Genomic DNA, 14,674 nt, shown 5'->3' on the forward strand with positions numbered 1-14,674 from the left:
CCGCTTCACCTTGCTCAGTCCTTACGGCGTGTCGCAGGTTTCAGGCCGCAGAAGCGGCGCCCCTCGTCGCGAGCCCCGCCCAGGGCCTGTTTGAGTTGTTTTTCCAAGGCTTTACCTCATCCTGAGGTGCCGCGTAGCGGTCTCGAAGGAGCCCTCCAGGGATCGCGTGATGACTGGAGGGCTCCCTCAAAGCCCTTTGCTCGCGCAAAGGGCACCTCAGGATGGGGGGGTCGGATAGGATGATCGACTTTGGTTTGAGCAACCGCTGCGAAATCCGATCGAACGGTGGTCAGAGCTCGCCGGTGAGGAACTGCGCCCGGCCGTGACCGAAGGACCAATCCTCGTCGGTGTTCTCCACCGTCGAGACCATGACGTCGGCCGGGGCGATGCCGCAGGCGGCTTCGAGCTTCTCGGTCAGCAGCTTGTAGAACAGCTGCTTCTTCTCATTGCCGCGCGGCCGGGTGATCATCTGGACCACCACCACGTCCTTGGTGCGCGGGATGTCGAGCCCGGTATCCTCGACGATCATCCGCGAGGGCTTGTGCTCGGTGACGATCTGGTAGCGGTCGCCCGGCGGGACGTTGAACGCCTCCAGCATCGCCTCGTGCGCGGCGTCGAGGAGCGTCTTCAGTTCGGAATCGGTGCGGCCTTCCAGGATATCGAAGCGCATCAGGGGCATGTCGGTTCAACCTTCGAAGAGAATGGAACGGGTCACGGGCCGTCTATCGGGTGAGCGCCGCCGCCGATTAGGCTTCGGCGCGGATGAGGCCGCGCAGCATCTCGATCATGCCGGTGATCTGGGCTTGGGTCGAGATGAAGGGCGGCCCCATGGCGATGGTGTCGCCGGTGAAGCGCAGGAGGATGCCCTCGCGCAGGCCGCGCTCGAAGATCCGCAGCGCGCGCGCGCCGGGCTGGCCCGGTGTCGGTTCGAGGTCCACCGCCGCCGTCAGGCCGAAATTGCGGATGTCCTTGATGCCCGGCTCGTCGCGCAGCGTGTGGACGGCCCCCTCGAGGATCGGCTCCAACTCGCGCACGCGGGCGAAGAGGTCGCCCTCCTCCATGAGGTCGAGGGAGGCATGAGCGACGGCCGCCGCCAGGGGATGGCCCGAATAGGTGTAGCCGTGGAACAGCTCCACCGCCGCGGCCGGCCCGGTCATGAACGTGTCGTAGATCTCCTTCCGCACGATCACGCCGCCCATCGGAACGATGCCGTTGGTGATGCCCTTGGCGAAGGTGATCATGTCGGGGATCACGCCGAGGCGGTCAGCGCCGAAGGGCGCGCCGAGCCGCCCGAAGCCGGTGATCACCTCGTCGAAGATCAGCAGGATGCCATGCCGCGTACAGATTTCGCGCAGGCGCTGGAGATAGCCCAGCGGCGGCACGATGACCCCCGCCGAGCCCTGCAGCGGCTCGACGATGACGCAGGCGATGGTGCCCGCATCGTGCAGCGCCACCATCCGCTCGAGGTCGTCGGCGAGATGCGCGCCCCAGGCGGGCTGGCCCTTGGAGAAGGCCATCTCGGCGTAATCGTGGGTATGGCGCAGGTGGTCGACGCCCTGGATCATGGCGGTGGCGAACATCTTGCGGTTGGCCACCATGCCGCCCACCGACATGCCGCCGAAGCCGACGCCGTGATAGCCCTTCTCACGGCCGATCATGCGGAAGCGGCCGGCCTCGCCGCGCAGGCGGTGATAACCAAGCGCGATCTTGAGGGCGGTATCGACGGCCTCCGAGCCGGAATTGGTGAAGAACACTCGGTCCAGCCCGTCCGGCGCCATGTCGGCGATGCGCTCGGCCAGCCGCAGCGTCACCGGGTTGGTCATCTGGAAGGCGGGACAGTAATCGAGCGTCTCGGCCTGCCGGCGCAGGGCCTCGACGATCCGCGGCTGGGCATGGCCGAGGGGGCAGCACCACAGGCCCGACAGGCTGTCGAACAGTTCGCGCCCGTCGGCGGTGCGGTAATAGGCGCCCTTGGCCGAGGTGACGATGCGCGGCGTCGGGTCGGCCTTCACGTGGCGATTGGGCGTGAACGGCATCCAGTAGGGCTCGACATTGAGCTGCCGGTCCGCCGCCTGGTCGATGATCGCATGATCCATGTGTCTCTCCGCCGATCCGCGATGCAAGAACCCGACCCTCGCCGCACTGCGTTATCGCCCGGCCCAAGCTCACCGACTATAGACAGTTGGCGGGTTGGCACGCGCAGCTGTATCTGTTCACCCGCCCATACAGTCGGATCGCCGAGACCGGTCCAGCCCTGAAAAGACGGCCCATGATCAGCCTCGACCCCGCCAGCACCGCCCCCCTCGTCGCTCAGCTGGTGGAGGCCGTCTCCGAGCGCATCCGCAGCGGGAGCGTGGCGCCGGGCGCCCGCCTGCCCTCGGTGCGCAAGCTGGCCGTTCAGTGCGGCGTGAGCACGCTGACCGTGTCGAACGCCTATAACCGGTTGGTGGCGGACGGCCTGCTCGAGGCCCGGCGCGCGAGCGGATACTTCGTCTCGGCCCGGCTGCTCGACCGCATGGCCAGCGTCCCCCGGCGGAAACCCATACAGATCTCGGTGGATTCCGGGTGGCTGCTCCAGCGGGTCTACGAGGAGGACGCCTTCACCGTCAAAGCCGGCTGCGGCTGGCTGCCCGACAGCCACCTGTTCGCCGACGGGATCAAGCAGGCCCTCGCCGCCCTGGCGCGGCGGCCCGACCGGCTGGTGTCGCGCTATGGGCATCCCCTCGGCCACGCGCCCTTGCGCCGGGCGATCCAGCTGCTTCTCGCCCAGCGCAACATCGAGTGCGAGCCGGACCAGATCCTGCTGACGCATGGGGCGAGCCAGGCCCTCGACCTGACCATGCGGACCTTCCTGCAGCCGGGCGACGTCGCCTTCGTGGACGATCCCGGCTATTGCAACCTCTACCCCTCGCTCCACGCCATGGGGGTGACCATCGTCGGCGTCGAGCGGACCCTCCAGGGACCGTCGATCCCCGCGCTCCAGGCACTGGCTGAGCGGCACAAGCCGAAGCTGTTCTTCACCAATACGAGCTTCCACAACCCCACCGGCACGTCCTGCTCGCCGGCCACCGCCTACCAGATCCTCCGCATCGCCGAGAAACACGACTTCCAGATCGTCGAGGACGACATCTACGCGAGCTTCGTCGAGGAGACGGCGCCCAGCATCGCCAGCCTCGACCAGCTCGCGCGCGTCATCCACATCAGCAGCTTCTCGAAGACCATCTCGCCCGCCCTGCGGGTCGGCTATCTCGCCTGCAACCCCGAGAATGCGCAGCGGCTCCTGCGCATGAAGATGGCGGCGAGCCTGACGAGCTCGGAGATCTCCGAGAGCATCGTCCACTCGATCCTGACGGAAGGCCAGTATCGCCTCCACATCGCGCGGCTCCGCGAAAAGCTCGCCGCCGAGCAGAAGATTGTGGCCGACGCCCTGCTCTCGGTGGGCCTGTCGCTGTTCCACCGCCCCGCCAACGGGCTCTTCCTCTGGGCCGGCTTCGGCGGCGATCCGGACACGGCCGGCCTGGCGCAGAGGGCCGCCGCCAAGGGCATCATGCTCGCTCCCGGACACCTGTTCCGCGCCGATCAGGAGCCGACCCCGTGGCTGCGCTTCAACGTGGCGCATGCCAACGCGCCGGCCCTGTTCCGCTTCCTCGACACCGAGCGGCCCGCGCCCGCGTGACTTACGACGCCGAACCGGCGAGAACTCCGCATTCCCGACGCATCCCAGCTTGAGCGGCGATGACAGACGAATTCACCCTCGACCCGCGCCTCGTCGCCGACACCGTGCCGGTGGGCGACCTCGCCTTATGCAGCGTCCTGCTGATGGACGATGCCCGGTTTCCCTGGCTGATCCTGGTGCCGCGCCGGACGGGTGCCAGCGAACTCACCGACCTGTCGGCGGAGGATGCGCGCGACCTCATGGACGAGATCCGGATCGCCACCGGCGTGATGCTGACCCTCGCCAAGCCCGACAAGGTCAACGTCGCCGCCTTGGGCAACGTCGTGTCGCAGCTCCATGTCCACGTGATCGGGCGCTTCCTGTCCGATCCGGCCTGGCCCTCGCCGGTCTGGGGCGTCGGCACGGGCCAGCCCTATCCGCACCACGCCCGCGCCCAGATGATCGAGCGCATCGGCGCCCTGTTCGCGGCCGCCTGATGACCGCGCGCCTCGACCAACTCGGCTATGCGGAGAGCCGGCTCGTCCGCCATTCGGCCGAGAGCAGCGACACCGTGCCGACACCGGACGCCCCGGATGCGCGGATCGTGCTCGTGGCGGGGGACCGCGTCGTCCTTTCCGGCGACACGGCGCTCCTGGCGACCGCGCGGGCCGGGAGCGCCTGCCACGCCGATCTCACGCTGTTCCTGGGCCGCCTCGACGGGGCTCCGGTCTTCGCCTGCGCGGTCTCCCCGGAGGCCGCCGACGAGTACGAGTCCGATCCCGGATTCCGCACCACCGACCTGCGCAGCCTCGCCGCCGAGAACGTGGTAGCGCCGCACGAACTCGGCCTCCTCGCCACGGCGAAATCGATCCTGGCCTGGCATGCCCGCCACGGCTTCTGCGCCAATTGCGGAACCGCCACCCGTTTTGCCGCCGGTGGTTTCCGCCGCGAATGCCCGATTTGCGAGACCCATCACTTCCCCCGCGTCGATCCCGTGGTGATCATGCTGATCCGCCGGGGAGACTCCTGCCTGCTCGGGCGCTCGCCGCGCTTTAAGGAGGGCATGTATTCCTGCCTCGCCGGCTTCCTTGAGCCCGGCGAGACCATCGAGGACGCCGTCCGCCGCGAGACCTTCGAAGAGGCGGGGCTGAGGATCGGCGCGGTGACCTACCACGCCTCGCAGCCCTGGCCGTTCCCGTCGTCGCTGATGATCGGTTGCGCGGCGGAAGCCCTGGACGAGGCGATCACCATCGATCCGGCCGAGCTCGCGGATGCCCGCTGGTTCACCCGCGACGAAGTCTCCGCGATGATCGCCGGCACCCATGGCGAGGGTTTGACCGTGCCGCCACCCATGGCGATCGCGCATCTGCTCATGCGCGCCTTCGTGGAGGAGCGGCTCTAACGGACTGTGGAAACCGGGCGGCGGGCACATGACAGTGGCATTTTTGCACCGTCACGAGGGAGAGTCAGCCACGTCGCGTCTTGGTTAAGAATTTCGGACGGTCGTTCCGAAATTGTGTCTTCCCGGCACTATCCCAGGATCACGCCTATGATTCACGTCGCTGCCTCAGTGGAGGCGGTGAGGGGACGATGGCGAAGATTGTGTTGGGTGTCGGCGCGATGATCGGGCTGATGACCGGAACCGTGGCTGCGGCGGACCTGCCCCGTCGTTCCGCACCGCCGCCCGTCTTCGTGCCTGTCCCGGCTTTCAGCTGGACCGGCTTCTATGCGGGCGTGCAGGCCGGATACGGCTTCACCGACCGGCAGACCGTCCGCACGGCGGCGAGCTCGGTGAATGGCAGCGGCACCGATTTCTTCATCGAGCGCGCCGGCATCGCCTCGCTGTCCTCTCGGCAGGAAGGCTTCGTGGCCGGCGGTCAGGCCGGGTACAATTACCAGCTCACTCCCGGAGCGGGCCTCGTCCTCGGCATCGAGACCGATATCGCCTATACCGATCTCGACGAGACCAAGCGCAGGTCGCGTGGCCTCTTCGGTTCGGGCAGCGATTCGGCCGTGGTCACCACCACGCGGCAAAGCCTCGATTTCCTCGGCACCGTGCGCGGCCGGCTCGGTTACGCGTTCAACCGCGTCCTGGTCTACGGCACCGGCGGTCTCGCCTACGGCAACGTGAAATACCAGAGCGCGACGAGCTTTCGATTGGCGGGAGTTCCGACCCTCGACCTCTTCGCCGGCGGGATCGACCGTCTCGAGACCGGCTTCGCCTATGGCGGGGGCATCGAATACGCCCTGCCGACCGAGAGTTTCCTCAATGTCTTCCGCTCCTCCGCGGTGACGCTGAAGGTGGAATACCTGCATTACGATCTCGGCAAGCGCAGCGTCCCGCTGATAGGCTCCAGCGGACTCGGCCAGTCCCTCGTGGAGGCCACCTCACGCTTCCGGTCGGAGGGAAGCGTCGTCCGGGTCGGGCTGAACTACAAGTTCGGCTCCTGAGGTCTCGGGAAGTCCGGCTCGCGATGCCCTCAGGGACATCGCGGCGGCTTATCCTTCCGACGCTGTCGGCAGAGCGACCGTCCAGGGCTCGTCGAGCCGGACCTCTTCGAGATTGATGCCCGTCCCGCCGCGATCGACCACCAGGAACTCCTGAGGGGCGCCGAAGGGGGTCAGCACGCCGTGCCAGGTGCCGACGTCGTAGCAGATCCCCTGGCCCGGCGCCGTGACGAAGGCCTGCGGCGGGCCGGGCCGCCCGTCCTCGTCGGGGCAGACCACGACGAGGAACGGCGCGGCATTCAGCGGCACGAAGGCCTGCGCGCCGAGGGGATGGCGCTCGACGAGGCCGACGCTCAGCGGCAGGGGATAGGGTTGGGCCTCCACGAGGCCGATCACCACCCGCGCGCCCTCGCCGATGGCGCGGACCTCCGCCAGATCGTGGAAGCGGCGGGCCATGCCCGCATTCATGGGGCGCGGATCGACGGCCGCCTTGTCGATGACCGTCCCGAACGGGGCGAAGGCCTCGGGCGTGAGCGGGCGGGCGACGATGTGGCGGGCGCCCATCACCCGATCCTGCGCGGCGTCAGGGCCGGGTGGCGGTTGACGTCCTTGTAGAGCAGGTAGCGGAAGGGGCCGGGGCCGCCCGCGTAGCAGGCCTGGGGGCAGAAGGCGCGCAGCCACATGAAATCGCCGGCCTCCACTTCGACCCAGTCGCGGTTGAGCCGGTAGACCGCCTTGCCTTCGAGCACGAAGAGCCCGTGCTCCATCACATGGGTCTCCTCGAAGGGGATCGAGGCGCCGGGCTGGAGCGTCACGATGTTCACGTGCATGTCGTGGCGCACGTCGTCGGGGGAGACGAAGCGGGTCGTGGCCCAGACGCCGTTCGTACCGGTCATGCCCCGGGGCTCGATCTTGGAATCGTGGCGGATGAAGGCGGGGGGCACGTCGATGCCCGGCACGGGCTCGTAGGCCTTGCGGATCCAGTGGAAGCGGGTCGGCTCGTCGCCGCCATTGCGCAGCGTCCAGGCGGCGCCCGGCGGCAGATAGACGTAGCTGCCCGGCCGCAGGGCATGCGTTGCCCCGTCGAGGACGAGGCTGGCATGACCGCCGACCAGGAACAGCACGCCCTCGGCGCGGGCATCGAGTTCCGGGCGCTCGCTGCCGCCGCCGGGGGCGACCTCCATCAGGTACTGGGCGAAGGTCTCGGAGAAGCCGGAGAGCGGCCGGGACAGGATCCACGCGCGGGTGTCGTCCCAGAACGGCAGCACGCTGGTGACGATGTCACTCATCACGCCCTTCGGAATGACCGCATAGGCTTCCGTGAACACGGCCCGGCCGGTCATCAGCGCGGTCTGGGGAGGAAGGCCCCCGCAGGGCGGGTTGTAGGAAGAGGCGGTCATGGGCTCGTCTCCAACAGGTCATGCGGCCCGGCCGGACCATCGTCGTCGCGGGCGCAGCGCCGGATGCGCCCCCCTGAGCCTACGCCTTGGCGAGGGGGCTATCGAGCACCGCCGCCGTGTCGGTGGCGACCTCTCCGTTCAGGACGCGGTGGGCCTGCGCCCGGTCGATATCGCCCTCCCAGGCGGCGATGACCACCGTCGCCACGCAATTGCCGATGAGGTTGCCGAGGGCCCGGGCGATGCCGACGAACCAGTCGATGGACAGAACCAGCACCAGCCCGATCACCGGGATTTCCGGCACCGCCGACAGGGTCGCCGCCAGGACGACGATGGCCGATCCGGGGACGCCGTGTGCGCCCTTGGAGGTCAGGAGGGCGATGCCGAGGATCAGCATCAGGTGCCCGAAGGACAGGGGCGTGTTGGTGGCCTGCGCGATGAAGACGGTGGCGAGGGTGAGGTAGAGGGAGAAGGCGTCGAGGTTGAACGAGTAGCCCGTGGGGATCACGAGGCCGACGGTGGAATCGCGGATGCCGAGCCGTTCGAGCTTGCGCATGATCTGCGGCAGCACGCTGTCGGAGGAGGCCGTGCCCGCCACCACCATGAGTTCCTCGCGCAGATAGGCCAGGAGCTTCAGGATGCTGAAGCCGGCCGCGCGCAGGATCGCGCCGAGCACGACGAAGACGAAGAAGGCGACGCCCACATAGAACAGGGCCACCAGCATCCCGAGCTGCTGCAGGGAGCCGATGCCGTACTTGCCGACGGTGAAGGCGACGGCGCCGAGGACGCCGAGGGGGGCCAGCCGCACGATGAAGCCGATGATCTTGAACAGGACCGCGGTGATCCGCTCGATGCTCTGCGCCAGGGGCTGCCCGTGCTCGCCGAGCAGCGCCAGTCCCGAACCGAACAGGATCGCGATGATGAGGACCTGGAGGATGTCGCCCTTGGCGAAGGCGTCGACGATCGTGGTCGGGATGATCTTCATCAGGAAATCGACGGTGCCCGTCACCTGCCCGACCCGGTCGGTGTAGCTGGCGATGGCCTTGGCATCGAGGGTGGAGGGATCGATGTTCATGCCGGCCCCCGGCGCGAACGCGTAGGCGAGGACGATGCCGAGGACGAGGGCCACGGTCGTGACCGCCTCGAAATAGATCAGCGCCTTGAGACCGACCCGGCCGACCTTGCGCAGGTCCCCCGCCCCGACGATGCCGTGCACGACGACACCGAAGACCAGGGGCGCGATCGCCATCTTGATCAGCTTGATGAACCCGTCGCCGAGGGGCTTCAGGGCGACGGCGAAATCCGGCCATACGATGCCGAGAACGATCCCGAGGACGAGGGCCGCGACCACCTGACCGAACAGGGACGCAAAGAAGCGCTGCATGCGAACCTCCAACCGTTGCTTCAGGCCGTTCGTCGCTCCGCGTGCCCGGCCCCGGTGCATCGGAAGGGTCGTCGATGCGACCGCGCCACGTCGGGCGGACTCACCCGGGTGCGGCATGCCGTCGCCAATCGCCGAGTGCAGCATTGTTCGACCCGCGCCGGCCGTCAAATATCTCTTTCGTCGCCATTAAGAGCTTCCACATATGAATGGCGGCCATGGAATTGCGCCACCTCCGCTACTTCGTCGCCGTCGCAGAAAAGCTGAGTTTCACGGCGGCCGCGGAGGCCCTCGGCGTGGCGCAGCCGCCGTTGAGCCAGCAGATCCGCGATCTGGAGACGGAGATCGGAACCTGCCTGCTGGAGCGGACGACCCGCCGCGTCTCGCTCACCCAGGCGGGCCAGGATTTCCTGGTCCGGGCGAAGGCCATCCTCCACAGCGCGCAGGACGCCACCGAGCGGGCGCATGCCATCGGCTGCGGCAGCGTCGGCGTACTCAATGTCGGCCTGACGGGCTCGATGCTCGCCGGACCGCTCGGCGGACTGATCCATAAATTCCAGGAGACCTTCGCCGGCGTCGACATCCAGATCCACGAGATGTCGCCGGACAAGCAGATCGCCGCGCTGAAATCGGGGCAGACGGACATCAGTTTCCTGCGCACGCCGCCGCAGGACCCGGACCTCCTGAGCGAACTGGCCTGGAGCGAGGGGATCGCCGTGGTCCTGCCCAAGGGCCACGGGATCGTGAGCGAGTCGGTGACCCTGGGCCGCCTCAAGGACGAGAAATTCGTCTTCCTCCGTCTGCGCGATTCGCTGTTTGCCAGGCACATCCTGCAATGCTGCATCGGCGCCGGCTTCTATCCGACCATCTCGCAGCAGGCGGTGGAGGCCGCCTCGCTCACCAGCCTCGTGGCGGCAGGATTCGGTGTTGCCCTGATCCCGGAATTCGTGGCGAAGCTCGCCCATGCGAACGTCACCTACAGGCCCGTCGTCTCGCCGATCCTGTCGGCGGATGTCCACGCCCTCTATCACCTGCGCTCGGGACCGATGGCGCAGAACTTCCTGGCCCTGATGCGCAGCGACGCGGAGCGTCTGGCCGCCGCATTGCGGCGGGAATGACGCCTCGGTCGGTCGCCGACCGGCGTTCAACATTGGCTAACCAATCGGGCCCACCCTGGCGGCCATGTCGAAACAAAGCATGTCGAAACGAACCGTCAAAACCGCACGCTGTGCCCTCTGGCTGGCCTCGCTGGCCCTCTGTTGCGTGTGCGCTTTCCAGCTGATGAAGATCCCCAAGACCGCCCCTCAGCCCGGTCCTCACGCCTCGCTCAGCCGCGACCCCGACACGACGGGATCGATCGACACCGGGCCGGTGAAGGTCTGCCGACCGACCGTCTGTTAACGACTTCCCACCGATCGGCGGGGATGGACACCATTCGTTAACCACGGCGCCGCACTGATGGGGCAACCCAACTTGCAGGTATCCGAGTGTTCCAGGCCCGTTCGATCGGCATCGAAGACTTCAACGACGACTGCCCTGTTTCCGGCGACGAGCTCGGACAGATCTACCGCGCCCACGCCGACGCCATCCCCGCGCTGATGGCCACCATCCCCGAGCGAACCCGCGCCCGCCTCGCCGCCTTCCTCTATGGCCGGAGCCATACCCGCGAACTCGCCACGCGGGTCGCCGCCTCGTGCCACGCGACCACCCTGCGGCAGGTCGCAGGCGATCTCGGCGACGCGATCCATCGGCAGTCGCGACAGGGCTACGCGCCCCCCACCTATGGCGACGGACACCGCGCGTCGAAGAAGGGCGTCAGCCTTGCGGGATCGGGGATGACGGGGAGCTATGGTCTCTGAACCTAATAGGACCGGCCAGCGCGGCTAATCCATGCCGCGCGCGGCGCGCCATGCCGCCAACGCACGCTCGCGCGCATCGTAGAGAGATCGGAGGCGACTTCCCTCCTCGCCCCGGCCCGCGCGCTGCGCCGCCATCTCGTCGATCCTCTCGGATCCGAACACGCTCGCCAATTCCGCGATCCACGCCGCGTCGGCGGCGATCAGGGCGGCCTCCGTCGAGGCGAGCACGGGGGTGGAGAAACCCGGAAAGAGATTGAGATTCATCCGCGCGCCTACGGAGCTTCATACAAAAAAGTTTCATGCCTCATTCCAGGGGGCATTCTGGCCAGCGGGCGGTCTGGCGTCGCCCTCCACCTCGCCATGGGGAGAGTTTCCAGAAGGCCGTCTGGATCGGGCGTGCGCCTCGAAGGGTGATTTTTCCTAGGAAGTCGCCTATGCCCATGCCCGTTTGTGCGAAGACACATCTCGGGAGGCAGGCATCGCCGACGCTACGATTACGCGCGCACCATCGCGTCTGCGCTCGCTGGTCGGCCTCGTGGCCGCCACCGTCCTGCTGCCCCTGGCCGTCATGCTGCTCGGGGTCTGGGAGCAGGAGCGCGCCGCCGCCGACTGGGCCGATCTCGATGCGGAACGCCTGCACCTGACGCGGATCGTCCAGGATCTCGAGGCGCGGGAGCCACGGGACGGCCGCATCGATTACCGCATGCAGTTCCGCCGCAACGGGCAAAGCTATGGCGGCCCCCTCGCCCTGGTCCAGGCCCGGGCGGCGCGCGACGAGACCGCGACCCTGACCCTGCTGATGGACTGGCGCCGGACGCTGCCGCCCGTCGTCATCGCGGCCGGGGGCATCGCGGCGGCCCTGTCCGTCCTCGTCCTCCTGGCCGGCGCCGTCCTGGGATGGATGGGACGGGCCTCGCGGGACGTGCTGGTGGGCGGCTTCTCCCTGGTGCGACGGCTGCTGCCTCCCATCCTCGCCATCCAGGTCCTCCTCACCGCCGGAGGGTTCGTCGCCGCCGTGATCTTCGAGGCCGGCATCCTCGCCAGGCCCGGTCTCGGCAGCGGAGAGATCAAGCTGCTCATGATCGCCGCCGTGGCCGTCGGGGCCGTCCTCGTCACGGCGGGCGCCACCGTCCTCGGCCTGCGCCGCGCGCTGGCCGCGTTCGAGCCCGACCCGCTGCCGATCCTCGGCCGGACCGTCTCGCCGGCGGAAGCGCCCGGCCTGTGGCGTCTCACCGAGGGGCTCGCCGAACGGCTGGGAGCGCTCAAGCCCGAGGCCGTGGTGGTGGGCCTCACCGGAGGCTTCTTCGTCAGCGCCGGGCCGGCCGTTGTGGAGCCGGGGGGCGAGCGGCTGACGGGCCGCATCCTCTATCTCCCGCTGCCCTACCTCGCCCTGATGCGCGGCGACGAGGTGGCGGCGATCATCGGCCACGAACTCGCCCATTACGCCGGGGGCGACACCGCCTACAGCCAGCGCTTCCTGCCGATCTATGCCGGGGTCGGGCGCTCCCTCGACGCGGTGGCGGAAGGGCATGCCGGATCCTTCGGGCTGCTCACCCCGTCCTTGCGCCTCGGCGCCTTCGTGATGGAGCGGTTCCACCTCGCCGTGCGGCACTGGAGCCGGGCGCGGGAATTCGCCGCCGACGCCGCGGGCGCCGGACCGACCTCGGCGGATGCCGCCGCGCGGGCGCTGCTGCGCACCGGCGCGGTTCAGCCCCGCATCGCCGAGGTGCTCGATGCCGCCGCCGAAAAGCCCGGATCGGCCCCCGCCGATCTCGTCGCCGCCATCCTCGATCACGTGATCGCGCGCGGCCTCGACGACCCGGCCGCGCATCTGGAGGCCGAGCAGCCCCACCCCACCGACACCCATCCGCCGACCCGCGAGCGCATCGCCGCCCTCGGCAGAACCCTCGACGCCGAACTCCTGGCCGCCGCGGCCATCGTGCCGCCGCCCCACGCGCTGGGCCAGCTCGCCGCCTATTTCGCGGACCCCGCCGGATTGTGCCGGACGGCCACGGCGGATTTCCGGGGGGCCGTGGAGGAGCATGACGCGGCCGTACGGGCGCATCTCGAAGCGACGGCGGCGGCAATCGGCACCGAGGAGCGGGTGCTGCGCGAGAACAGCCGGCCCGGCGCCATCGTCCTCGCGGTCACCGGACTGCTCTTCGCCTCTTTCGCCCTCGGCCTGGTGACCCTCGGCTTTCCGGGATTGTCGGCCTGGGAAGCACGCCTCGTGGCATGGGTGGCCCTTGCCTGCGGGGCCGCGCTTGCGGGTTTCGGCCTGTTCAGGCTGTGGCGGGGTGAGCGGACCACGATGATCCTGCGGCCCGAAGCCCTGGCGATCCCCGGCCTCGACCGGCCCATCCCCTGGGACGACATGGCCGATCTCGACATGACGCTGCAGCAGACCGGAATCGTCACGCGCCTGCTCCTGCCGCCGGAAGCGCCGTTCCCGCGGCTCGTGCCGGGAGGCCGGAAGATCCGCCTCGACCCCAAGCGCCGCATCGTCACGATCAGGGCCGGCCTGCCGCGGAAGATGACGCTGCAGGACTTCGCCGACCTGATCGGCCGCTACCGCCACGCGGCGGAAGCGCGCCGCGTCCTCGCCGAGGCCGGCTCATCCCCGGCCCGCTCCACCCCCGACGCCAGAGCCACGTGAGGCCCGCACCCATGACCGCTTCCGCGAAAAGCCCGGACACCTTGCGCCTCCCCCCTCCCCGCCAGGGCTGGGGCAACATCTTCTGGACGCTGTTCGGCCTCGCGGCGCTCGCGGGACTCCTCGGCGCCTGCCTCGTCTACACGGCGCCGCCGCTGCTCTCGGATTGGCAGGTCCGCGACACGGCCCATCCCGTCGCCGACGCGCGGGTGACGGACGGCAAGTGCAGCGCCAAGATCGTGATTCACATCTGCGACGCGACGCTGAACCTGCGCACGCCCACCGGCACCGTGGCGCGCCGGGTGAACTACGTGTTCACCGGCCTACATGTGGGCGATTACAGCATCCGGGTGATGGCCGATGCGGGCCGTCCCGACCTCGTCACCACCGATCTCGGCCTCGACCGGCTGTGGAACCGCACCCTCACCTTCCTGGCGATCACCGGGGCGCTGGCCGCAATCATCGTGCTGGGCATCGCCGGGATGATCCGCAACCGGCGCGCGGCCTCCTGAAGGCGCCTCGCTCCGGCCGTCGAACCGTCACCCCAGGCCCGTGATCCGGGGCCGCCGCACGACGAAGGAACCGCCGCATGATGTCACGCCGCCACGTTCTCGAAGCCACCGCCCTCGTTCTGCTCTCCGCATCGGCGGCATGGGCCGAGCCGACGGTGGGCCTCGCCGAGCGCCGGGCGATCGCCGCCTACCGCCAGGACCGCTATCCCGCCTACGAGAAGGCGATCCAGGACGCGGCGGGCATGCCCGTGCCGGTGGAGGTCGCCTGGGACCAGCTGACGATCCCCGGCGATGCCAAGTACTATGCGGACGAAGGCTATTTCGGGAAGACGATCTTCGAGCCCATCGCCGCCGGGCTGAAGGAGGTCGGCAAGGACAAGATGGGCCGGGACGCCCTTGCCCAGAAGCTCAAGGCGATCCGCATCCGGTTCGACGAGAAGACCGCGCCGGCCTCGAACTACCCCAACGGGCTGACCTTCGAGGGCGGCACCCTCGACGTGAACTGGCGGCCCTTCTCCAACGTCGCCGACTTCAAGGACCGGGTCGATGCCGTGGTGAAGGTTCTGGAAAAGAACCTCTGATCGCAACGCTGGCCGCGTCTCCTTCAGGCGCGGCCGAGAAGTCGGTGGACCTGCCACGTGATCATCATGCTCGACGCCATCAGGATCGCGTAGAGAAGGTTGAGAAGAAGCGGCGTGTCGTGCATCGGCCCGAACCCGTGCTGGTACGGTGGGAGGAAAGCACCTCCCAGGCAACAACCGGGCCATGC

At 68.7% G+C, this 14,674-nt stretch carries 15 protein-coding genes; 9 read left to right on the forward strand and 6 right to left on the reverse strand.

The features are described 5' to 3' along the window. Window positions 1-289: 289 nt before the first annotated feature. Together A3OM_RS0119895 and A3OM_RS0119900 are read right to left on the reverse strand one after the other, a co-directional pair. Window positions 290-679: a tautomerase family protein gene (locus A3OM_RS0119895; protein ID WP_018045539.1), complete on the reverse strand. Its 390-nt coding sequence runs from the start codon at window positions 677-679 to the stop codon at window positions 290-292. Window positions 680-746: 67 nt separating this feature from the next. Further along, window positions 747-2,096 (reverse strand): aspartate aminotransferase family protein, encoded by a 1,350-nt coding sequence (locus A3OM_RS0119900; protein ID WP_018045540.1) that lies wholly within the window; start codon window positions 2,094-2,096, stop codon window positions 747-749. A 173-nt stretch (window positions 2,097-2,269) separates the two neighbouring features. Here A3OM_RS0119900 and A3OM_RS0119905 point away from each other — a divergent pair, with 173 nt between their 5' ends. From A3OM_RS0119905 to A3OM_RS0119920, 4 genes are all read left to right on the forward strand, one after another. Continuing rightward, window positions 2,270-3,676, forward strand: coding sequence for a PLP-dependent aminotransferase family protein (locus A3OM_RS0119905; RefSeq protein WP_018045541.1), 1,407 nt, complete (start codon window positions 2,270-2,272; stop codon window positions 3,674-3,676). 59 nt (window positions 3,677-3,735) lie between these two features. Then, on the forward strand, window positions 3,736-4,152 hold the full coding sequence (locus A3OM_RS0119910) for an HIT domain-containing protein (protein WP_018045542.1): 417 nt from the start codon (window positions 3,736-3,738) through the stop codon (window positions 4,150-4,152). After that, a complete protein-coding gene (gene nudC / locus A3OM_RS0119915; RefSeq protein WP_018045543.1) occupies window positions 4,152-5,057 on the forward strand; it encodes an NAD(+) diphosphatase in 906 nt (301 codons plus the stop codon). The genes A3OM_RS0119910 and nudC overlap by 1 nt, the downstream gene beginning before the upstream one ends. Before the next feature lie 188 nt (window positions 5,058-5,245). Beyond that, window positions 5,246-6,106, forward strand: a complete 861-nt coding sequence (locus A3OM_RS0119920; RefSeq protein ID WP_018045544.1) for an outer membrane beta-barrel protein — start codon at window positions 5,246-5,248, stop codon at window positions 6,104-6,106. A 48-nt stretch (window positions 6,107-6,154) separates the two neighbouring features. Here A3OM_RS0119920 and A3OM_RS0119925 read toward each other — a convergent pair whose 3' ends face one another. From A3OM_RS0119925 to A3OM_RS0119935, 3 genes are all read right to left on the reverse strand, one after another. After that, entirely contained in the window at window positions 6,155-6,667 is a 513-nt protein-coding gene (locus A3OM_RS0119925) for an ureidoglycolate lyase (protein ID WP_018045545.1), read from the reverse strand. After that, window positions 6,667-7,503, reverse strand: a complete 837-nt coding sequence (locus A3OM_RS0119930) for a bifunctional allantoicase/(S)-ureidoglycine aminohydrolase (protein WP_018045546.1) — start codon at window positions 7,501-7,503, stop codon at window positions 6,667-6,669. Before A3OM_RS0119930 ends, A3OM_RS0119925 begins: the two co-directional genes overlap by 1 nt. 79 nt (window positions 7,504-7,582) lie before the next feature. Further along, on the reverse strand, window positions 7,583-8,884 hold the full coding sequence (locus tag A3OM_RS0119935; RefSeq protein WP_026176239.1) for a dicarboxylate/amino acid:cation symporter: 1,302 nt from the start codon (window positions 8,882-8,884) through the stop codon (window positions 7,583-7,585). 215 nt (window positions 8,885-9,099) lie between these two features. Between A3OM_RS0119935 and A3OM_RS0119940 the strand changes: the two genes are divergently transcribed. Both A3OM_RS0119940 and A3OM_RS0119950 read left to right on the forward strand, forming a co-directional pair. After that, window positions 9,100-9,999: a LysR family transcriptional regulator gene (locus A3OM_RS0119940; RefSeq protein WP_018045548.1), complete on the forward strand. Its 900-nt coding sequence runs from the start codon at window positions 9,100-9,102 to the stop codon at window positions 9,997-9,999. A 369-nt stretch (window positions 10,000-10,368) separates the two neighbouring features. Then, on the forward strand, window positions 10,369-10,740 hold the full coding sequence (locus A3OM_RS0119950) for a hypothetical protein (protein ID WP_018045550.1): 372 nt from the start codon (window positions 10,369-10,371) through the stop codon (window positions 10,738-10,740). Window positions 10,741-10,764: 24 nt separating this feature from the next. On the opposite strand, the gene A3OM_RS0119955 is transcribed toward A3OM_RS0119950, so the two are convergent. Further along, complete coding sequence (locus tag A3OM_RS0119955; RefSeq protein WP_018045551.1) at window positions 10,765-11,004, reverse strand: hypothetical protein; 240 nt, start codon at window positions 11,002-11,004, stop codon at window positions 10,765-10,767. A 304-nt stretch (window positions 11,005-11,308) separates the two neighbouring features. Between A3OM_RS0119955 and A3OM_RS0119960 the strand changes: the two genes are divergently transcribed. The 3 genes from A3OM_RS0119960 (at window position 11,309) to A3OM_RS0119970 (ending at window position 14,486) form a co-directional block, all read left to right on the forward strand. After that, window positions 11,309-13,396 (forward strand): M48 family metalloprotease, encoded by a 2,088-nt coding sequence (locus A3OM_RS0119960; protein ID WP_043764950.1) that lies wholly within the window; start codon window positions 11,309-11,311, stop codon window positions 13,394-13,396. An 11-nt stretch (window positions 13,397-13,407) separates the two neighbouring features. Then, the gene (locus A3OM_RS0119965) at window positions 13,408-13,905 is read left to right on the forward strand and encodes a hypothetical protein (protein WP_018045553.1); all 498 of its coding nucleotides are present in this window, start codon (window positions 13,408-13,410) and stop codon (window positions 13,903-13,905) included. 77 nt (window positions 13,906-13,982) lie between these two features. Beyond that, a complete protein-coding gene (locus A3OM_RS0119970) occupies window positions 13,983-14,486 on the forward strand; it encodes a hypothetical protein (protein ID WP_018045554.1) in 504 nt (167 codons plus the stop codon). Window positions 14,487-14,674: the final 188 nt, after the last annotated feature.

This window comes from Methylobacterium sp. 88A (genome assembly GCF_000376345.1).
Classification (GTDB): domain Bacteria; phylum Pseudomonadota; class Alphaproteobacteria; order Rhizobiales; family Beijerinckiaceae; genus Methylobacterium; species Methylobacterium bullatum.